The following is a 20,288-nucleotide window of genomic DNA, read 5'->3' as shown; positions in this document are numbered from 1 at the left end:
CGTATTTGTTAAAAACCCTTCTGGGAAAAAAGGCTGAAGAAGTATATATCACGTTTGATAATAGGAACAAGCTTTATTTAGAGAAAGAAGCTTACTTTAATACGGATGATAAAGTCAATTTTATACGTGAGCATTTTAAAAATAAACTTATTTTATTTAAACCTAAATTAACTTACGAAGAATCAAGAAAACGCTATCATTATAACTTTGATATTATTTTAGTTGAAGAGGAGGGAGAAGCATGTTTACATTATGTTGCAATTCCTCATATCAAAAAAGGGATATCACACAAACGTTTTGAGAAGCTTTTAATTGATCAAAAACCTATAGAGTTAGAGCAGTATAATCATAGTTTAGAAATCCCAGAATTTATTGTATGTGACAACTTTATTTACCATATTCCTGATTCAGATGTGTTAGAAAAATACTCGGCAAGAACAACAACTTATATTTGCCGCAAAGCACAAGATATAAAAAGAATTCCTTTACCAAAGGAATGGCATTTTTCAATGGCAAAGGCAATGTATAAAGAACTTTGTTTTATTTCTACAAAAACACGCTTAGAATTAACGAGCCAATTTGATGAATTTGGAGAATATATTATTGATTCTTATAAGCAAATTGAAAAGGAAAAAAATAATTCATATTTGCATAGTGATTTCACAGACAAAGGTGATTCTTTGTTAGGAAATCAAAACGCGGAGGAGAAAGAGGAAGCTAATATAGGGCTAATAGCAGAACATGAATTTTTAGAACGACTTGATGTTTTAGCTGAAGAAAAAGACTTAATTTATGATAAAAATGATATCAAAAATCTTCATATTTCATTGAAAACAAGTAAATTTACAATTTTAGGTGGGATGAGTGGAACGGGGAAATCGGAGTTAGCACGCTTATATGCAGAAGCATTAGGGTTAAAGGAAAAAGATAATCTTTTGTTTTTACCTATCAGCCCGTCATATACAGTGCCAGCAGATATACTGGGCTTTTTAAACCAACAAACAGGTATTTACATGGAAAGTGATACAGGACTTGTGAGCTTTTTATTAAGGGCGAAGAAAGAAAAAGATAAAATGTTTATGATTATCTTAGATGAAATGAACTTGGGGCAAGTAGAGCATTATTTTAGTGATTTTATTTCTGTATTGGAAGCACCAGCAAAACAAAGATACTTAAAACTGTTTAGTGACAAAGCAATTTGTCATCAGGAAGAGTACCGAAATGGTTTAGAAATTGGAGAAAATGTTTTATTTATTGGTACTGCTAACTTTGATGAAACAACAAAAGATTTTAGTAACCGTATGTTAGATCGTTCTAATGTAATTATTTTAGAGAAAAAAGGATTTTTGGAAGCTAAGATATATGAAGAAGAACAGTCAAGTGAGCCAGCTGAAATCAAGCATAAAATTGACATGAATACTGAAATTACAGCACCCAACTATAAGTATTGGATTCGGGAGGCAAAAGGACTTATATCTTTAGAGGATGTAGAACTTAAAATTTTAGATGAAATTCATGAACAAATCAGTAGTTATGATTCTCAGACAGGAGTATCTTTCCGTATTGCTAAAGACATAGCTCTTTATTTGGCTAATATTCCAAAAGATGAAGATGAAAATGAGTTACTTTCGCGGGATGTTGCATTCGATTATCAAATCAAACAACGTATTTTACCCAAAATTCGGGGATACCGTGACCAAATTGAAAATATAGTTTTTAAGGTAGATAGTGAGGGGAAAATTAAAGAAGGTACAATTGGAATGATTTTATCTAAATATGAAGAACTAAATTTTGAGAAATCGTTAAAATATCTAGAGCAAAAAGCGAAAGAGTTGGTTAGAAATGGCTATACGTTATAAAGATAAAAAAATTCCATTTAGTATTTCTTTTACTCATAATGATGTTGAGGAGAAACGATTTCATCATTTATATTCTTCAAATGAATATACTCATCAGGAATCCAATATAGAAATTTTTGAAGGATTACGAGTCGGAATTAAATTTTATGCTGATTCCCCTGAAGACTTTGATGAAGAAGCAAGAATTGAAGTCCAAACATCTTTATATGATGAAACTGATAATCAGGTGACTTTTACATTTTCTCTTTCTAATACATGTGATGAAGTATATTGGATTTATCAGAACAAAGATGAGGAAAATTTCCCATGGCGAATGGGTACTTACTTAATGAAGGTGTATTACAAAGGAAGTTCGTACATTCTTGGATTCTTTGTTAAACCTTTATATTTATCAACAGAACAAGTTTATGCTGTTCATCAATACTTAGAATCCAAAATTGAAGGTGTAATTTACGATCTTGTTTATAGTAAACAAAGTATGTCTCAAGAAAAAAATAATGTGTTAACAAATTGGTATTATGATTATGCACGGTATATGTTAGACCAAAAAGAATTAATTTTTTATTTGTTATTATCGTTAGAAAAACATCCACTAAGTAATTTATTAGGAGAGAATGAAATCAGTGTGATACCAGGAAAACTTGATCAAAATTCTATTCGTTGGAGTTGCACGGTTAAAGGCTTAGCGAAAAATAATGGATTAGGTAATCAAACATATTATTATAATCGTGTAAAAAAAGTAGATTATAATAATAAGCCGAACCAGTGGATAAAGAGCATTTTGTCTAGGTGGAGTGCAGAACTACATGAAGTAATTGGAGCAATTTCAAATAGTTATTTAGTAGTTAAAAAAGATTTAAATAAATTGATGCAACAACAAAATGAACTATATCAAAAAAAAGAATATTTACACAGACAAAGAGAAGTAGCAAGACCAACTAAAATTAATGTGTATTCTTTAATTACAATAACAGAGGAGAACATCCAAAAAAATAGGCAGATAGCTAATCAGCAAGAAATATGGATAGAACAATTACGATCAATGTATAGTCGCATTGTATATATTCTAAATAATACATTCTTTACATCTGTTGATTATGGGAAAAATAAACCTATATTAAAATCAAATAATTATTATAAATTAAATGATATTTATGAAAAAGCAAAGAATATTCAAAAAGATGCTGGAGATAAGAAGCGTTATATTAAAGTTTTAAAGCCATTTTGGAAAATATATGAGTATTATTGTTTATTTACAGTCATTGATTGCTTGATGAAACTGGGTTATACAAGCAAAAGAGAATTTAATCCTAACTTTGAAGAGTTGTATTATCAAAGTATGATTCCTGAAGGAACTTGTTTTGAATTTGAAAATGAAAAATCTGTAATTCATTGTTGGTATGATAAATACCATGGTGATAAATTTGCGGCAGAAAAAAGCGGGGATGCTTTTTTTACAACTCAAGAAAAATGTAGACCTGATATAAAGTTAGATTTGTATGAAAAGCAAGAAGATGGAAATTTATTATTTAAAAGTTGTATAATTTTTGATGCTAAATTTCGGAAGTTAGCAAACATGCATAATAATGAATATGCTACTACTACATATCATCAATTAACGAGTTATTATCAATTTTTCTATTCTGGAAAAAGTGGTGCGAGAAGAAGGAACCGTACTGTTGTGGATCAAGTAATTTGTTTATATGGTGGTGCAAAAAATGAAGCTTTAAGAAAAGAAGTACCTCCAATTTTATATATTAAATTATTCTCATTTGCACAAGAAAATGGCGAATGGCAAACAAAAGGAGAAGAAGAGGTACTTGAAGAATTAGAGGATTGGTTAGATGATTTATGAAGCGTGAAAAGGAATTGTGTTTCCTTTTCACGCTCTTTCATTATGGAATCAAGTTTTAGTGGTCTTTGATAATGAAACGTAACTACTTATAAACAGTATCTGTATTAAAAGAAAACTAAAAAACTCTCATCATGTTGTAGTTTTATAAAAAAGATTGATTATAAATCCTGTTGTAGCTTTGAAATAAAGCCACGATGTTTCTTGTCTTATTAAAAAAATGTTTTAGACTATAGAAAAAAGTATTAAATACTTGTTTTTTATTACCAAGCATCAAACCAACCTTCAGCGTTACAATTGTTGGTTATAGTAGCCCCACTAGTACAACGCAATTCTAGTCTGACATTCCCAAACGTATTTAGATCCAAAGTACCCCTAACTGTATAATTTGGGTAAACGTATCCACCTGGATGAACTATCTTTTTATCCCATACTCGAACAAATCTCCAATGAACAGTTTGCCTCCCTGTATTCTTAACAAAAAATGGAATATCGTCGTCTGGTAAAACAGAAACCTCTGGAGTATACTCGCATGTCTCACCAGGCTGTAATAATCCGTTTCCATACCCATCAGATGGACACTTGTAAGTTAGTGCGCTTGCTTTTGGTGCTGGTGTTACAAACGTAAATGCAGAAACCAAAATTACTACAGAACTCAGTGTAGCTGCCCATTTCTTCAATTTCCCCATTTAATCACTCCTAATGTATTAGTAAACACATCCATTATTTTACAATAAAACACTTGGATTTCAAGGGGAAATATTACATTTGTTTATATTTCCATATACAATTTTTTGTAAATTCGCATATATTTCTTTTTGGATAATATTTCATTTAATTTTTTCCACAATCTCAATCAACTCGTTATTAAGGGAGAGAGAAGTGTCGTGGAAGAAGATGCATGCCTTAATTGCCTTTGTATTGTAGAGTTAGATGCATACCTGATTGTTGCATGAGGTATGCTGTTGTGTGACGCAAATCATGGGCTGTTATTTCTCTAATAAGACTTGCTTTATTAGAAAATCGATCAAGGAGCCTTTTTAAAATCCCCTTAGTTAGTGGACGATTCCTATGAAAAAACACTTTATTATCCCTTTTGTTCTTTATACTCCATTCAATCCATTTGGGATGACTAAAGTAATATTGAAATTGTTTCTTTAGTAACTCTGTCATATATACCGTTTGTATTGTTGACTTAGTCCCAGATGAGATAGTAATTATATTTCTTTCAAAATCAAACTGAGAATATTAACTTTATTATTTAATGTTAATATGTTCCTTTTTTAAAAATAAACATTCAATAATAAAGTTATACATAATAGCTTTAGTAAAAGTTTTCATTTAACACAATGAAAGGCAGGTATAGTCAAATGACTACATCCCAATCTATATATAGCACTCATTTAAAAGAAAATCAGAAAAACCTTAGTGAAACAATAACTCACAATACGCATATTCTTGAAGCATTATTTTATGTGAGAGAACATCGTTATTGGACAGATACTACTTTTCAAAGTTATATACAAGATGTAAAAAAGTTTGAAAAGTTTCTGATGAATAATAACGAGGAGCCTATCCTTAATAATGGGGAAAAGCTATACCTAGTTCATAAATAGATAAAAAAACAAATAGAAGAGGGAGCAACACACAAAACTATAAACCGTAGAATCGCATCATTGTCATCTATTTATCATTTTTGCAAAGAATTGGATATTGTGAAGAAAAATCCTTTTAAAGCAATAGCAATCCCCGGATCGCACTCTGGAAGTCATTCTCGAGTAATGGATCTCGATGATATGAAGAAAGTCTATACTGCAATAGATGATTTTAAAAAACAAGGTTTGGATATGGAAATTCCTCTTAAATTGCTGATGTTTACTGGACTACGTAATCACTCGTTGTCATTACTTAAGGTAGGTGATATCAATTGGATTGAAGAAATAATTGTATATAATGCAGGAATAGATAATTCGAAACATAAAGTTCAATTTCTTCCAATACCACCTGGTTTAATGGCAGCTTTGAAGCGTTATATCGAGGAAAACAATTTAAAGTTTAATGATAATTTATGCTACGGAATTAAAGGAATTCCACTGCAAAATAAACAGCTAAACCGAATTACAGATAAAATTTGTTGGGACATAGTGAATCAGAGAACATTCAATTTTATATAAGACGGGATAAAAGAAAAATTCACCAGATAAAAAAGGCTTTAACCGATATTGAAAACGAATTAGAAAATCACGTAAATAAAAATCAACAACCAGTTTCAAAAGTTCACGAAAATAAGGATGCTCAAATACTAATATAATTTTCTTTTAAACAATACTGACTAAATGATTTTAAACAAGAAATTCTACGATGTAATGCACGTGGTTTAACTTTATAATTAATCACTTGATCTTGAATAAAACGACGACTAGTTGAAGTTGTGAGGTCTGTCAATTCTAATGATCTGTTATAAGAAACTAAAAATTTTTGATAACAACCCCAATCATACGTATAACCCCGAAGCGTATTCTCAGAATAATTTTTTTCAACTGGTAAATACATTAAAAAATCATCAACATTATTAAGTCGATGCTCCAGATTATCGTCAAGTTCAAATAGGGGACTTCCTGATATTGAATATTACAAGAAGGTGGAAGATTAACTTATTGGTATGTTAATTCTTTTTTCTAGTTTACATAATATAAATTATAGGTAGTTGTGAAAAGAAAGGAGTTTTATATCTCTAAAAACAAGTAAACTATACATTTTGAGATGAAACGGAAATTTTTGAAACAATCCATAGCATATTTACATACCGGTTTAAAACTTCATAAATTTAAATACACGCTAAAATTTCATACACAAAATTCATTACATACCGCCGTAAAAAATTTTATGCTGAATCCTCACACATAATTTATATTGAATTTCATTGAACATTGTATTTGTGAACTTCTCTTTCTTTTATATCCATTTATATCTTAGTTTCTAAATATTCACAGAAGCTTGCTGTATATAAAAATTTCGCATAATTCTGTCTAACCTATCTTTCTTTTATTCAATTCATAATTCTTAGTTAACATAATGTTTTTATGAAATAAAAAAATTCTCCCTTATTATTTTGGGGAGAATTTTAATAATAGTAATGGTTTACTTGCTAAGAGTTTGATCCATATACCCGCTGTCCATAATTAATGATATTTCTCTGTAATTTTTATGATGTCACATTATGAATATTCTCTTCTATAAAGAACTGTATCAAATTTAGATAACCATGCTAAAATATTAACTTGGTATATTTATCTTCATTTTTTGCGCTGACGGCGGACAAGTTAAATTGTACTCATGAATTTTTTTATTAATTATTTCAACCATTGCAGCAGTTTCTTCCTTTTCGGTGCATGTATGCAACTTCTCCTTTAACATATCGATCTCTTTCGAAAGCTCAATCCACCTCGGTAATATATGATTATCTTTCATCGTTTTATATAGTTGTTTTTCTGGATTATAAGAGAGATTTTTATCAATTTGTAGTGGCTTCCCTTTTCCTACTAAATCATCAAATACTCCTTCTTTTTGCGATCGTTTAATAATCGAACTAATATGATCTTCATACGTATATGACCATACTTTTTCATCTTTCACTAAAATTTCTTGTTTCTTTAATGCTTTATCTAAATCTTTTTCTCTATCTTTCATATGTTTTCTCCTCCCTTTTTATTATTTCATAGGTATTTTAAATTGTTGTAAGGACACTAATCCCTGAGCAAACTGTTTGTGCCACCACAATACATCGTGACCACCAGGAAATTCAACATAGGTACTTTGATATTCTTTTTCTTTAAGTACTTGTGCTAACCTCCTATTTGCTTCTAACAATGGTTTATTTTCTAACTCCCCAGCACTCATATAAATATGTAATGATAATGTGCTGCTTCTTTTAAATTGATTTTCAATCCAAGGATGTGATCCTTCGTCATTTTCTTTTTTCCAATGTACAGAACCAGACAATGATAAAACATTTCCAAAGATATCTGGATATTGCAACGCTGCATAAAAAGCTGCTAAACCACCAAGACTGAATCCACCAATTGTTGTATGATATGGATCTGCATGAACGTGATATCTTTTTTGAATCCAAGGAAGTAGTTCTTTTGTTAAAAACATATTCATTTCCTCGTAAAATGTGAGTTCTGTAAATCGATCTACATGATCAATACCAATTAAAATACACGGTGGAATTTCTTTTGTATGTATAAGATGATCTAGTGTTGCAGCTGCTGATAACGTCTGCAGCATAGATCTGCCATCAAACATGATAAGAAGGTCATAAGAAGATTGTTCAGGTGAGTAAATATGTGGAGTATATATCCAAAGTTGTCGTTCATTCTTTAATATAGAACTATGAAACTGGTGTGTTTCCACTTTTCCTTTAGGAATGTGAGTTTGCTGCTTTGTTTTGTCAATCTGCGACGATAGGCCTAGCTCTAAAAAAGACATTGGTTCTGCTTCATGCCCAAACATTTTAGAATTCAATGGATCACGCTTATAATTTTCACTTCGTTTTACCCAATTTTGTTCAAAGTCATCATTAATTGAAAAGTAATACGTCGAAGCAAACTTTTCTTTTGTTCGAAACGTTTTAAACCATATGTTTGTATATGAAAGCTTATCCAGTTCATTCGCTGTTATATCCCAACCAGGAAAACTTCCAAATATATATGCATTTTTAGTTTGTTCATCACCTAGCCAAATATATGTAACAAGATGGTACTCATCATCAATTGGACAAGTCTCTATAATAGGTGTTTCTTGATTCTTTATGCTCTCTAAAAACAATGTAACAGCAGAAGGATTTCCCTGATTTAACTGCTTCGCCAAATCATGCATAATTGGACTCATTAGTTTCTTCATTTTTGCCTCCTCTTCTCTTTCCAATTCAATACTTATTTCAGTAATAAATTGCTCGTTTCCTTGTTATTTACTGTGGATATAGTTTCTATTTTGTGAACGAAATTTATATTTAGGACGATTATATAGAATAAAGTATGTTAAAAAAGGTGTTTTCCTGTCTAGAAAACACCTTTTTTAACATACCCCTAGTTATCGGTAGTTCTTCTCGAAATTATTTTATTTTCTCAAATACATGAAAGTAATAATCATAGTGGTTCTTTTCATCTTTAATTCCTTTTTCGACTGATAATTCTTTCCACAAGGAATAATCAATCGTTGGGAAGAAACGATCTCCATCAAAAGGAGCGTGAATCTTAGTTATGTACAACTTTTGAGTGTAAGGAAGAAACTGCCGATAGATTTCTTCTCCCCCAAGAATAAATACTTCTTCTCCTTCACATTTAGAAAGGGCGTCTTCGATCGAATAAGCTATATGACAACCTTCAGCCTTATAGTCTTTATTTGTTGTTAGGACGATGTTTTTACGACCATCTAGAGGTTTTCCTATTGATTCATAATTCTTTCTTCCTAAAATGATAGAATGGCCCATAGTAACTCGTCTCAAGTATGCCCAGTCATTCGGAAGTCTCCAGGGAAGATCGTTGTCTTTGCCAATTTCATTATTTTCTCCTACAGCAACCATTGCGGATATTATCATATTCTCATCTCCTTTACTCCATCTTATTATATGGTGAAATTGAGTTCTCATATCGTTGTCCTTCTTATTTACACATCAGATACTAAATTCTAATGTGAGAAGTCAAATTCCTTTTCTAATTGAATATAGATGTAGATTTTGAGGACGATTTGTTTTTATTGAATTGTAAAAATACGGTAAATGAAATTAACTTGATTTATATGCTGTTATCCTCTTCCCTTTTTCAATGTAATAGCCTAATCTTGACAATTATTTTTAATCGCTATTTCTGCTGCTTGTTAAAAGCCAATGACCACTCTTTTAACTGCTCAAATTGATTCTTCGCATCGTTATAACCAAGTTCATATAAATGAACCAATCTTTCTTGATTACGTTCCAATCCACTTACAGGTAATTGCACACTCGGTTGAATTACAAAGAAATTTTCTTTTTGTTCTTCTGAGTAGAGATACGATACAGTATTGTTGTAGATTTCAGAATGCTGAGCAAGGCGATCTGCCACATTCGGATACTGTCTATATAACCATTTTGCAATGGAAGTAAGCTTACTAGGCTGCTTTTTATATCCCGCTGGCTTTGTCATAATCACAACATTTTTTTGATATCCATCACCCTGCGCTTTCTGAATCGGAATTGGATCAGTAATCCCTCCATCAAGTAGCCTTTTATCATCGTATTCAACTACCGGCGCAATAAATGGTACAGAGCTTGATGCACGAATAATTTTTAAAATATCATCTCCATGTTCATGCTTATTGTAGTACACAGCTTCTCCTGTTTCACAATCAGTTGTTCCAATAACAAACTGTTCTGCTCCGTCATGGAATGTTTGAAAATCGAACGGTACAATTTTATTAGGTACTTCATCAAATAAAAAATCCATGCCAAACAATTCGCGTTTTCGTAAAAAATTTCGAAAAGAAATGTAGCGCGGATCGCTTACAAGTTCTGTGTTTACTTTCTTGTTTCTTCCTTTTTGACGAGACAAATACGTAGCAGCCATACACGCTCCTGCTGAAACACCTATTACATAGGGAAAATACAAATTCTGCTCCATAAAATATTCTAATACGCCCGCTGTATATAGCCCCTTCATTCCTCCGCCTTCTAAAACTAATCCGATATTATTCATATATTGTCCCTCTATCATAAGTTCATTGTGTATAAAAAGTTCTTCCACAAATATATTAGCATAAGATATTATGATGAAGTATTAAATCATTTCATTGCAATTACAATTTAATTCTTATACCTAAAAGTAAGAATCTGTTTTTCATTACATGCTACAATAAAAGAGATTCATTCTATACATAAAGGAGGAATTCATAATGGGTTTATTTAGTGGTTTTTTAGGAAATGCATCTGATGCAGATATAAGTGAAGTAAAACGTGATTTACAAGCAATTATGCTCGATGACGAACAAGTAGAACACGCTTATAAGTTAATTCGTGATTTAATCGTATTTACAAATCGCCGTATGATTTTAGTAGATAAACAAGGTATGACCGGTAAAAAGACGGAATATCATTCTATTCCATATAAAAATATTACACAATTTAGCATCGAAACAGCTGGACATTTCGATTTAGATGCTGAATTAAAAATTTGGGTATCAAGCATGCATAATCCAATTACGAAAGAATTTAGAAAAGATGATAGTATTTATAGCATTCAAAAAGCGCTTGTAGCATATACAACAAAATAATAATTATGTATTTTTATACTAAATAAAAAGTATTAACCCCGTATTTTTTGGAACAACATACAATGATATTGATTAAAAATACAAAAACAGACTTTTTCTATGATAGTCTGTTTTTGTGTTCCATTATCTTTATTTATCCCCTATAGCATATTGCTGTGAAATGAAAAATTCGTTTAAACTTCAATAATTATAGGAAGAATCATTGGTTTTCTTTTTGTATGTTCGTATAAAAATTGTCCAATGGTTTCTCTTATATGCTTTTTTAGAACATTCCAATTGTTAACGTCCTTCTTTTGTAAATTTTGAATGGTTGTTGTAGCTAATTGATTAATTTCCTTCAAAAAGTCTTCCGAATCACGCACATATACAAATCCGCGTGAAATGATATCTGGGCCAGAAATAATTTTCCCCTCTGTTTTACTAAGAGTTATGACGATAACAAGCATACCATCCTCAGAAAGCTGTTTGCGGTCACGTAAAATAATATTTCCAACATCTCCAATACCTAATCCATCAACATATACATTTCCTGCAGGTATTCGTCTAGATTGATCAGCCACTTGATTTCTTATATTAACAACGTCCCCGTTATTAATAACATAGATATTATCTTTCTTAACACCAACAGATTCTGCTAAAAGGCGATGATGATGCAACATTCTAAATTCACCATGAATCGGAATGAAATATTTCGGCTTCATTAAAGTAAGCATTAATTTTAATTCTTCTTGATAAGCATGTCCTGAAACGTGCATTCCTGTTGAACTCCCTGATCCATAAATCACATTAGCCCCTAATAAAAATAAATTGTCTACAATTCGTGAAACATTTCGTTCATTTCCTGGTATAGGAGTAGCAGCGATAATAACGGTATCTTCAGGAAGAATATCTACCTGCCTATAGCTTCCGCTAGCTAAACGAGCTAAAGCAGCCAACGGTTCACCTTGACTACCCGTACAAAGAATGGCTACTTTTTCTGGATCCATTTGATTGATTTCATGCGCCTCAATTAACATTCCCTCTGGAATATTCAAATATCCCTTCTCTAATGCAACGGTTACTACGTTTACCATACTCCTTCCGAGTAAAGCGAGTTTTCGATTTGTTTTAATCGCAGCATCCACCACTTGCTGTACTCGATTAACATTAGAAGCAAAGGTCGAAATAATTACTTTTCTATGGGCTTTGAAAAATGCCTCTTCAATATGGTCACCGACTAATCGTTCTGATGGCGTAAAGCCAGATCGCTCTGCATTTGTACTTTCAGAGAGTAAAGCTAAGACACCCTCTTCTCCAATTTTCGCCATTTTATGAATATCAGGATATTGATTATTGATTGGAGTTAGATCAAACTTGAAATCCCCAGTATGCACCACTGTACCTTCTGGCGTATGAAAGGCAATCCCAAGACAATCTGGAATGCTATGATTCGTTTTGAAAAAAGTAAGACTTATTTGTCCGAGTTCAACTAGCGATTCAGAGTCAATAACAAATAAATCAGTTACATTTCCCAGTCTATGTTCTTTTAATTTAATTTCAATTAAGCCTAGCGTTAAGCGTGTTGCATAAATTGGCACATTCAATTGTTTTAATAAATATGGAATACCGCCAATATGATCTTCATGTCCATGCGTTACTACTAAAGCTCGAATCTTATCTTTATTTTCCTGCAAATATGTAATATCAGGGATAATCAAATCAATTCCCAATAAGCTTTCATCAGGGAATTTCGAACCGCAATCAATTATCACGATATCGTCCGCATATTGTATCACATACATATTTTTCCCTATTTCATTTACACCACCTAAGGCAAAGATAGATAGTGTATTTTCTGCCTTGTCCAAAATCAAAATCCTCCTTTTAAATAGTTAAGTGTATATAAAAAATACGGAGTTCCTTTTTATGATTAACCTATCTAAGTAAATGTTATTCTAATTTATAGTGAATCAAACATTGATTTTCCTTTTATTAATTAATCAGATGAACAATTTGCATACAGATTTAATAAAAGGTAAATAATTTTAATTAAATTGAATACTTCATTTTTGCAGCATATGGGTAGATTTTTAAATGTTAGAAGCTAATATCATATACATTTGATTAAGGAGTGAGTACTTATAAACATAGACAGAAAAGACAGATGGAGTTTATGGGCTCTTTCATCTGTACCCTTAGTTATGACACTCGGAAATTCCATGTTAATTCCAGTCCTTCCATTAATCGAAAAAAAATTGAACATTACTGACCTCCAAGTTTCTCTTATTATTACCATTTATTCTATCGTCGCTATTATTTTGATTCCTGTAGCTGGATATTTATCTGATAAATGGGGAAGAAAAAAAGTGATTATTCCTAGCCTATTTATAGCAGCTATTGGGGGAGCAGTTACTGGTTGGGTCTCATGGAAACTAGACAATCCTTATACATGGATTTTAATTGGAAGAATCATTCAAGGGATTGGCTCGGCCGGGGCAATGCCTGTTGTTATTCCTTGTGTAGGTGATATGTTTCAAGATGAAGAACAAGTTAGTTCTGGTCTAGGACTAGTAGAAACATCAAATACATTAGGGAAAGTTTTAAGTCCGATTTTAGGCTCCTTATTAGCTTCATTTATCTGGTTTCTTCCTTTTTGGTTTATCCCTATTTTGTGTATAGTCTCAATTATATTAATTATGTTTCTTGTTAAACCACCGAATTCAACTAAGGAAGCGCCTCCATTAAAAGTCTTCCTGCAAAATGTAAAAGATATCTTAATGGAAAAAGGGCGTTGGCTTCTCCCTATTTTTTTGCTAGGTGGAATCATTATGTTTATTTTATTTGGTATTCTTTTTTATTTATCCTCGATTTTAGAAAAACGTTATCACTTAGAAGGGGTTTGGAAAGGTCTTGTGCTAGCAATCCCTTTAGCTTCTCTCTCCCTTACTTCTTATATAACCGGAAAGAAGATTGGAGATAAAAAGGGAGTTATGAAATGGTGTATATGTGCTGGGTTTCTCATATTAGGAATAACATTAACAATCCCGATATTCTTTAAAAATATTTATATTATTATCATTAGTCTTGTGATAAGTGGAATTGGAATCGGAGTGGCTCTTCCAAGCTTAGATGCTTTAGTAACGGAAGGGGTACAAAAAGAACAAAGGGGATCTATCACATCTCTTTATAGCTCTATGCGTTTTGTTGGTGTAGCAGCTGGTCCGCCTTTATTTGCTTTATTAATGAAGGGACCGGATAATTATATCTTTTACCTTTCCATTTCTCTTGCTCTTTTGGGAGCTATATTGGCTCTTAAATTTATTAGACCCAAAGATAATTAAATCAACAAGGCTCTATTTTATAGCAGAGCCTTGTTGATTTCTTTTATGTTGTTTAATTCATTTTCGTTTCCAAAGCAGACCAATGTGCTGGGCGAGAGAGCGAGTGAGGTAATTTTGTACGCGCATCGCCCTTCGCTGAGTTAATCTGAACTTGAGTAAGAAAAATACTCTCTGTGAGATCTGCTCCTCTAAGATCAGCATCTCGTAAATCAGCACCGATTAGGTCTGCCGCTCGCATATCTGCACCGCGAAGGTTAGCAGCAATCAGGTATGCTCCTCTTAAGTTAGCTCCTCTAAGATCTGCTCCTTTAAGATTTGCCCCCATAAGATTAGCACTTCGATGATTGATTCTCTTGCTTTTTTGAGAACCCTTACGCTGACGATTTGATTCTATCCACACGAGTTCACTTGTCTTTAAAAGTAAATCATTTATATACGCTCGGTGTGATGGAACATCTAGTTCTATGAGTAAATCAGGACTAAGTTGCGAAAGTCGTTCCATTTCATCAAGTGCGCGCCTCAGTTCTCTGTGAATCGGACGAGTCGCTTTCAACGTCAAGGCTTCCGTCAAATATGAGAGCATTTCATGAAGTTGCTGCATAATTGGAAACACATCGAACATTTTCTTTGCCGTTTCTGGGCTTTCTTTCCAATTAACTCCTTCAAAAGTGACTTGCGAAACCTTTTGCCCTGCACCGAAGCATTCAAAAACAGTACACCCTTTAAACCCCTGTTGTCTAAGATTCTTATGAATGCCGCACCGAAAGTCCGATTGGAGATTTTTACATGGTGTTCCACCGTCTTTATCAATTGCAAAATCTGCTGAAGCTGCAAAAGGTAGTGCAACGCAACATAAGCCGAAGCAGTTCTCGCAGTCAGCACGCAAACTATTAAAACTAGTATCGCGCTTTATATTTGGATCATTATGTTTCTCAAACAATATGTGCATCTCCTTTGTTTCCGTATTCCTTACATGAATGAATATATAATTTGTTGCTTCATTTGTTAGAAAAAACGGTTATGCTATAAAAATCAAAATCTATTCTTTATTAAATAAAAGATTTCAACTGCCTAATTTATAATCTCTAAACTTATTACCATCCTAATCGATTGCGAAGAGAAGTAATGTGGGCAGTATGATGACGACCGTGCCATGCATAAAGCCCAATCGTTACACCTAATTTATTAGATCCTGATTCAGGATGATGGAACGTCTTTTCAAAATCACTAGGTTTCATCGATCTCAGCAAAGTAACCCATCTCCTATGTAATGACTCTAAAATTGTTAAAGATACATCTACCGGAAGCTCAGAATCAGGAAGATCTGCCCATTTCTCTTCCATATACGGTTTAATCGTAGGATTGTTTTCTGTCAGTGCTAATTTAAAACGAATATAACTATTCATATGACTGTCTGCAATATGATGAACAACTTGGCGTACTGTCCATCCTTCAGGACGATATGGCATATCTAGCTGATTTTTATCTAATTCTTTTATTGCTTGCGTTAATTCAGTAGGAAGGTTTTCAATTTGTTTTATCCAATTTTCTATTGTATCTTGCGTAATACTTTCTTCATAAGTGAAATGACCAATCGGATAACGTAAGTCCATAATTGTATTGTTCTCCTTTTTTGTTTTAGTTAGTATGTCTCCAAACATAATGGATAAAATCAGTTTGAGCTACGTTTTCATCAATTGAGCTACGTGAAAAATTGCTCTTCTCTAATACTTTTTGAGAAGCAATATTATCAGGTGTTGTTTTTGCATGAATTTCAGTAACGTGATAGTTTGCAGCTTCAGTTAAAAGGAGTTTTACACCTTTAGTGGCAATACCTCTTCCGGCATATGTTTCTCCTATTCTATATCCAAGATACCCCAATTCTTTATCTTTCTCAATGTCTACTAAATTCATTCGTCCAACAATTGTTCCTTCATGATTTTTTATGAGATGAAAATATGAAATACATTCAAATTGCTCTTGTAATAATTCATAAAATATCTTTTGAAACGTTTCAAATGTATAGTAATCCTCACCGCGGCTTGGTACCGTCTTTTCGAAGAACGCCCTGTTACTACATTCAAAAACAAACAATTCCTCTACATCTTCTGCCCTTAATTTTTCTAAATAGAGTTCCATACGCTAACCATTCCTTTTGAAAAATTTATCAACTATATACATTTTGCTATTTTGTCATAAAATCCTGCTGGGGAACGACTATTTTCTTCGGCTCGTAAATACAGCAAACAATACTTTTGGATGAAAAAGGTGTAATGGGCTACGTATGAGATTCATAACTCGTACTAATCGAATATAAATTTCTGAATTGCTTGCGGAAAGTTGATATATTTTTTTCGTATACCACTGTTGAAATGGCTGCATAAAAGGTTTAGCCCCTCTAATCTTAGGATGACGAAGTGATTCTGTAGTCGTCATTTCCCACGGCGTGGCAATAATCTTGGCTATTCGCTTATAAAATTTTCTAGTGAATCCTTTTTCTAGCGGACTGCCTTTCTGCAGGCATCGCTGCAATTCTTCTGCTTCCATCGCCGCGACAGAAATTCCTTGTCCAAACACAGGGTCAAAACGGCAATGAGCATCTCCAATTACTAAGAAACCTTCTGGTATATTTCTCGTTAAATCAAAACGCCGCCGCACTTGGTAAGGAATCTTATGTATTTTTATATCTGTAATCGTTTCTGTTTTTGTAAGAAAACCAAGTACATCTGGAATAGGTAACTTATGAGCAAAGACAAGAAATTCTTTGTCAGTTTGTGGTGCACGCTCATCGGCATAACCACTAAACGTTATAAAATAACGATTGTCTTCAATGGTTTGAATAAATGCACCATAAGGGTTTTCAGGGAAACTAGGGGAAACAAGTAAATTACACCAGTCAAGACGTTCTTTTTGTTTTAAACAAACTAATTTAGTTGCATAAAACAACTGGATCCTTACTTTTTCTTCTACCACTTCTATACCATGTATTTGTAACCAATCTATATTTTTAGAACCAAATCCGCTTGCATCAACGACTACATCTGCATGAACTTCCTCTTCTTTTCCTGTTTTCAAACATTGTATTTTTACTCCGACAATTTTGTTTTGCTGCTGATCTATTAGCAACTGCTTCACTTTTGTTTCATATTTCGTGCTAATATTAGAAACTTGATTGATCCGCTTTTGCAAATGCCACTCGAGCATAGGACGACTCTGTTGGACCATTTTCAATTCTCCAACAAAAGGTTGCTTCCATAAACCAAAATGATGCCACCTTAAATCTCCTGTAAAGTTATTTACAATACCTCCATCTTCAATTAATTGCTGCGTAATGCCAGGAAATAATCTTTCAATTGCTTCTTCTCCACCTTTTAACAACACATGAGGATGATAACTTTGCGGAATCTTCTTTCTAGGTGCCTTTTCTGTCCATTCTTCTCCCATTTCTAAAACGATGACTTGCTGAAAAGAATGAGATAAAGCCTTTGCAGCAAGTTTTCCAGCAATGCTTCCTCCAATTACAATTGCAATTGCAATCTCCAATACATTACCCCCCCTGAATTCTCTACCTATTTTACTATTCATGCAACATCTCTTGAACAATACAACTTATGACAAACTAAAAAAATCCTGTATTATAACTCTAATACAAGATTTTGATTTTCAGCGATGATTTCATTCGTTTTTATCTTTCATAACAAGAACTGCATGTGTAAATAATCCACAAGCAATCCCGACAAAAATCCCAATGTTAGGCTTTTCTAATAAAGCTCCTCCAGCTAGCCCTAACATAAAAAATCCTCCATAAAATAATCCTACTGCTTGCTCGTATTTTTTCATGGTCTTCCTCCTTAAAATACACCAGTAAATTGTAAAGTAAGAATTAAAATGCCAAGAGCCCATACATAATACGCAAACGTTTTGAGAGAATGATGTTTTAAATATTGAATCATCCAGGATACCGCAACATATCCAAAGAACGCTGCAGATAGCGTACCAACGATAAGTGAAGTATTAGAAATTGCTTCTGCTTTCCCTTGAAAAACATCAAATGACTGTAAAATGATTGCTCCAACAATTGCAGGTGTCGATAATAAGAATGAAAAATAAGCTGCTGTTTCACGGTCTAGCTTTCTCCATAACGCAGCAACAATCGTCATCCCTGACCTTGAAATTGCTGGGAAAATCGCAACTGCTTGGAAAGAACCGATAATCAATGCGTCTTTATATGTAATTTCATCCATCTTTTTCCGACCGCTTTTTTGTTTCTCTGCCATATATAAAAACAAACCTGTCACCAAGAATTCCCATCCAATTGTAATACCTGTTTTTGAAATCTCTTCAAAGAAATCTTTAAACAATAAACCGATCACCACTGCAGGGATTGTTCCGATAATTAATAAATATGTTAATTTTGAGAACGGATTTTTCATTAAATAAAGAAATTCTTTTTTATAATAAATAAAAACTGCTACTAACGTCCCTATATGAAGCATCGTATCTAAAAAAAGACCTGCCTCATCTAAACCAAAAAGGTGTCTCCCTAAATACAAATGACCAGTACTGCTAATTGGTAAAAATTCTGTTAATCCTTGGATAATTCCTAAAATAAAGGCTTCTAACCAATTCATGATTGTCTCCTTTCAAGTTTGCTTGTACCAGTATATGTTTGTATTTTTTTAGTTATGTGAAATTATTCATTTTTAATAGATTCTCATATTGAATGACAATAATGTAGTAACAATTGACACTGAAGAATCCTTAAAAATAATATAAATGCATACACAAGAAATTCCCCATAGAGTACAAAATTCAGTTGGGTTCAAGATAAGTATGGCGTTTCTTGGCAGCTAAATTTTGCAAAAAACTAACTTTGTGAATAGATGCCAAATAAAATGACCTCAGCATTATGCTGAGGTCATTTTATTTCAGAATTTTTTATTTGAAAAATACTTTATCTATATTATATTTCGCTTGCAAATCATTAATAATATATGTTTCGTAAATTTCTCGTTCCATCGGATCTTCTACGATACATGCATCAATTCGATATACTTCATCTCTGTATGCTTTCACTGGTGAAACATTATCTTCAAAATGCTTTTTAATTCTTTGACGTAATTTACGTGCTTTTCCAACAAACAGAAGCTCATCATTATTATTATAAAACATAAAAATGCCGCCTTTATCTCTTGGAATCAGGTGAAAATCAATAAATCCATTAATAGGAGTAATTATCGGTTCATCACCTTTAATTACTTGTTTGCGCTGTGTAATCGTAACGTCTGGTGTTGGCATCTCAATTTTGATCACTATATGTCACGTCCTTTTTTTGTTGTAAAGGAAAATAGTATCACAATTATGTAAAAAAAACCATTATAATGTTATCCCATGTATATACAATATATGTGAGTTTTCATTGAAAAGAGCTCTCTCTTTCCAATGAAAACTCACGAATTATTTGATGAATAGAATCTCCGGTCTCAGAAACATTCATTTTAGTATCTCTTAAAAACATCAGGTTAATTTTGAGGGACAGATTTACTGCCCCGTATTGTTTACTTATTTTGATTTTTTTTGAGCTCTTAATGCTATTTTTTCAAGTCCATTTTCTCCTGCGAATTCTACATCTGCTTTTGGTAGAGCATTTTTATTATTCTTAAATTGATTATTCTTATTTTTAACCATTTTTTCACCACCCTTGTAGTTTGATTTAATTATTCCTTCAAGGATGCCAACCATAATAAATACGCTATATAAAGATCGCGGAGTAATATTTTTTCATTATCGGCACCCACGATTTTAGTTTGCTTTCTTTTTTATAGGCTATGCGATTTGATTTTCTTCTTTAACTAAACTCATCCATTCGCTCAATAAGAAATTGAATACAAAGCGACTGTAACCAAATTCTCACCAGATGCCGCAGGTCCCATCTCATAAAATAAAAGG

At 32.6% G+C, this 20,288-nt stretch carries 20 protein-coding genes and 2 pseudogenes; 6 read left to right on the top strand and 16 right to left on the bottom strand.

What is annotated here, in order from left to right:
- Positions 1 to 5: 5 nt before the first annotated feature.
- Together WAZ07_RS16815 and WAZ07_RS16810 are read left to right on the top strand one after the other, a co-directional pair.
- Positions 6 to 1,859 carry an McrB family protein gene (locus tag WAZ07_RS16815; RefSeq protein WP_336473380.1) on the top strand — a complete coding sequence of 618 codons (1,854 nt, stop codon included), beginning with the start codon at positions 6 to 8 and terminating at the stop codon, positions 1,857 to 1,859.
- A complete protein-coding gene (locus tag WAZ07_RS16810) occupies positions 1,843 to 3,714 on the top strand; it encodes a nuclease domain-containing protein (protein WP_336473379.1) in 1,872 nt (623 codons plus the stop codon). The genes WAZ07_RS16815 and WAZ07_RS16810 overlap by 17 nt, the downstream gene beginning before the upstream one ends.
- Before the next feature lie 260 nt (positions 3,715 to 3,974).
- Here the strand turns inward: WAZ07_RS16810 and WAZ07_RS16805 are convergent, their stop codons facing one another.
- Both WAZ07_RS16805 and WAZ07_RS26295 read right to left on the bottom strand, forming a co-directional pair.
- Positions 3,975 to 4,400 (bottom strand): hypothetical protein, encoded by a 426-nt coding sequence (locus tag WAZ07_RS16805; protein WP_336473378.1) that lies wholly within the window; start codon positions 4,398 to 4,400, stop codon positions 3,975 to 3,977.
- A gap of 217 nt (positions 4,401 to 4,617) precedes the next feature.
- Positions 4,618 to 4,944 (bottom strand): annotated as a pseudogene (locus tag WAZ07_RS26295) (tyrosine-type recombinase/integrase); the annotation flags it as partial.
- Positions 4,945 to 5,507: 563 nt separating this feature from the next.
- Between WAZ07_RS26295 and WAZ07_RS16800 the strand changes: the two are divergent.
- Complete coding sequence (locus WAZ07_RS16800) at positions 5,508 to 5,885, top strand: hypothetical protein (RefSeq protein ID WP_336473377.1); 378 nt, start codon at positions 5,508 to 5,510, stop codon at positions 5,883 to 5,885.
- Positions 5,886 to 6,006: 121 nt separating this feature from the next.
- Here WAZ07_RS16800 and WAZ07_RS26290 read toward each other — a convergent pair whose 3' ends face one another.
- From WAZ07_RS26290 to WAZ07_RS16780, 5 genes are all read right to left on the bottom strand, one after another.
- Positions 6,007 to 6,300, bottom strand: coding sequence for a site-specific integrase (locus WAZ07_RS26290; RefSeq protein WP_413788906.1), 294 nt, complete (start codon positions 6,298 to 6,300; stop codon positions 6,007 to 6,009).
- Positions 6,301 to 6,987: 687 nt separating this feature from the next.
- On the bottom strand, positions 6,988 to 7,401 hold the full coding sequence (locus WAZ07_RS16795) for a DnaJ family domain-containing protein (RefSeq protein ID WP_336473376.1): 414 nt from the start codon (positions 7,399 to 7,401) through the stop codon (positions 6,988 to 6,990).
- 21 nt (positions 7,402 to 7,422) lie between these two features.
- Positions 7,423 to 8,616, bottom strand: a complete 1,194-nt coding sequence (locus WAZ07_RS16790) for an alpha/beta hydrolase (protein ID WP_336473375.1) — start codon at positions 8,614 to 8,616, stop codon at positions 7,423 to 7,425.
- Positions 8,617 to 8,827: 211 nt separating this feature from the next.
- On the bottom strand, positions 8,828 to 9,313 hold the full coding sequence (locus WAZ07_RS16785) for a dihydrofolate reductase (protein ID WP_336473445.1): 486 nt from the start codon (positions 9,311 to 9,313) through the stop codon (positions 8,828 to 8,830).
- A gap of 262 nt (positions 9,314 to 9,575) precedes the next feature.
- Positions 9,576 to 10,445: a patatin-like phospholipase family protein gene (locus tag WAZ07_RS16780; protein WP_336473374.1), complete on the bottom strand. Its 870-nt coding sequence runs from the start codon at positions 10,443 to 10,445 to the stop codon at positions 9,576 to 9,578.
- 196 nt (positions 10,446 to 10,641) lie between these two features.
- On the opposite strand from WAZ07_RS16780, the gene WAZ07_RS16775 reads away from it, so the two are divergent.
- Positions 10,642 to 11,019 (top strand): PH domain-containing protein, encoded by a 378-nt coding sequence (locus WAZ07_RS16775; RefSeq protein WP_336473373.1) that lies wholly within the window; start codon positions 10,642 to 10,644, stop codon positions 11,017 to 11,019.
- A 173-nt stretch (positions 11,020 to 11,192) separates the two neighbouring features.
- Here the strand turns inward: WAZ07_RS16775 and WAZ07_RS16770 are convergent, their stop codons facing one another.
- Positions 11,193 to 12,866 carry a ribonuclease J gene (locus tag WAZ07_RS16770; protein WP_336473372.1) on the bottom strand — a complete coding sequence of 558 codons (1,674 nt, stop codon included), beginning with the start codon at positions 12,864 to 12,866 and terminating at the stop codon, positions 11,193 to 11,195.
- Between the two features lie 279 nt (positions 12,867 to 13,145).
- Here WAZ07_RS16770 and WAZ07_RS16765 point away from each other — a divergent pair, with 279 nt between their 5' ends.
- Entirely contained in the window at positions 13,146 to 14,339 is a 1,194-nt protein-coding gene (locus WAZ07_RS16765; RefSeq protein WP_336473444.1) for an MFS transporter, read from the top strand.
- A gap of 52 nt (positions 14,340 to 14,391) precedes the next feature.
- Here WAZ07_RS16765 and WAZ07_RS16760 read toward each other — a convergent pair whose 3' ends face one another.
- The 6 genes from WAZ07_RS16760 to WAZ07_RS16735 form a co-directional block, all read right to left on the bottom strand.
- Positions 14,392 to 15,279 carry a pentapeptide repeat-containing protein gene (locus tag WAZ07_RS16760; protein WP_336473371.1) on the bottom strand — a complete coding sequence of 296 codons (888 nt, stop codon included), beginning with the start codon at positions 15,277 to 15,279 and terminating at the stop codon, positions 14,392 to 14,394.
- A 154-nt stretch (positions 15,280 to 15,433) separates the two neighbouring features.
- Entirely contained in the window at positions 15,434 to 15,955 is a 522-nt protein-coding gene (locus tag WAZ07_RS16755; protein ID WP_336473443.1) for a YfiT family bacillithiol transferase, read from the bottom strand.
- A 22-nt stretch (positions 15,956 to 15,977) separates the two neighbouring features.
- On the bottom strand, positions 15,978 to 16,478 hold the full coding sequence (locus tag WAZ07_RS16750; protein ID WP_336473370.1) for a GNAT family N-acetyltransferase: 501 nt from the start codon (positions 16,476 to 16,478) through the stop codon (positions 15,978 to 15,980).
- Positions 16,479 to 16,556: 78 nt separating this feature from the next.
- Positions 16,557 to 17,876, bottom strand: a complete 1,320-nt coding sequence (locus WAZ07_RS16745) for an NAD(P)/FAD-dependent oxidoreductase (RefSeq protein WP_336473442.1) — start codon at positions 17,874 to 17,876, stop codon at positions 16,557 to 16,559.
- Positions 17,877 to 18,014: 138 nt separating this feature from the next.
- Positions 18,015 to 18,179, bottom strand: a complete 165-nt coding sequence (locus WAZ07_RS16740) for a hypothetical protein (RefSeq protein ID WP_170857705.1) — start codon at positions 18,177 to 18,179, stop codon at positions 18,015 to 18,017.
- Between the two features lie 11 nt (positions 18,180 to 18,190).
- The gene (locus WAZ07_RS16735) at positions 18,191 to 18,970 is read right to left on the bottom strand and encodes an undecaprenyl-diphosphate phosphatase (protein ID WP_336473369.1); all 780 of its coding nucleotides are present in this window, start codon (positions 18,968 to 18,970) and stop codon (positions 18,191 to 18,193) included.
- Positions 18,971 to 19,147: 177 nt separating this feature from the next.
- Between WAZ07_RS16735 and WAZ07_RS26285 the strand changes: the two are divergent.
- A pseudogene (locus WAZ07_RS26285) lies at positions 19,148 to 19,210 on the top strand (VOC family protein); the annotation flags it as partial.
- Positions 19,211 to 19,277: 67 nt separating this feature from the next.
- Here the strand turns inward: WAZ07_RS26285 and WAZ07_RS16730 are convergent.
- On the bottom strand, positions 19,278 to 19,652 hold the full coding sequence (locus tag WAZ07_RS16730) for a nucleotide excision repair endonuclease (protein ID WP_336473368.1): 375 nt from the start codon (positions 19,650 to 19,652) through the stop codon (positions 19,278 to 19,280).
- 249 nt (positions 19,653 to 19,901) lie between these two features.
- Complete coding sequence (locus WAZ07_RS16720) at positions 19,902 to 20,027, bottom strand: hypothetical protein (protein WP_280141378.1); 126 nt, start codon at positions 20,025 to 20,027, stop codon at positions 19,902 to 19,904.
- Positions 20,028 to 20,288 lie beyond the last annotated feature (261 nt).

Origin of the sequence: Bacillus bruguierae (genome assembly GCF_037104725.1) — a bacterium.
Classification (GTDB): domain Bacteria; phylum Bacillota; class Bacilli; order Bacillales; family Bacillaceae_G; genus Bacillus_A; species Bacillus_A bruguierae.
The sequence above is the reverse complement of the archived record's forward strand: the minus strand, read 5'-3'. Positions and strand labels throughout refer to the sequence as shown.

Coding starts and splice junctions, on each gene's coding strand:
- WAZ07_RS16810 (WP_336473379.1), top strand. CDS start 1,843: ATGGCTATACGTTATAAAGATAAAAAAATTCCATTTAGTATTTCTTTT.
- WAZ07_RS16805 (WP_336473378.1), bottom strand. CDS start 4,400: ATGGGGAAATTGAAGAAATGGGCAGCTACACTGAGTTCTGTAGTAATT.
- WAZ07_RS16800 (WP_336473377.1), top strand. CDS start 5,508: ATGAAGAAAGTCTATACTGCAATAGATGATTTTAAAAAACAAGGTTTG.
- WAZ07_RS16795 (WP_336473376.1), bottom strand. CDS start 7,401: ATGAAAGATAGAGAAAAAGATTTAGATAAAGCATTAAAGAAACAAGAA.
- WAZ07_RS16790 (WP_336473375.1), bottom strand. CDS start 8,616: ATGAAGAAACTAATGAGTCCAATTATGCATGATTTGGCGAAGCAGTTA.
- WAZ07_RS16785 (WP_336473445.1), bottom strand. CDS start 9,313: ATGATAATATCCGCAATGGTTGCTGTAGGAGAAAATAATGAAATTGGC.
- WAZ07_RS16780 (WP_336473374.1), bottom strand. CDS start 10,445: ATGAATAATATCGGATTAGTTTTAGAAGGCGGAGGAATGAAGGGGCTA.
- WAZ07_RS16775 (WP_336473373.1), top strand. CDS start 10,642: ATGGGTTTATTTAGTGGTTTTTTAGGAAATGCATCTGATGCAGATATA.
- WAZ07_RS16750 (WP_336473370.1), bottom strand. CDS start 16,478: ATGGAACTCTATTTAGAAAAATTAAGGGCAGAAGATGTAGAGGAATTG.
- WAZ07_RS16740 (WP_170857705.1), bottom strand. CDS start 18,179: ATGAAAAAATACGAGCAAGCAGTAGGATTATTTTATGGAGGATTTTTT.
- WAZ07_RS16735 (WP_336473369.1), bottom strand. CDS start 18,970: ATGAATTGGTTAGAAGCCTTTATTTTAGGAATTATCCAAGGATTAACA.
- WAZ07_RS16720 (WP_280141378.1), bottom strand. CDS start 20,027: ATGGTTAAAAATAAGAATAATCAATTTAAGAATAATAAAAATGCTCTA.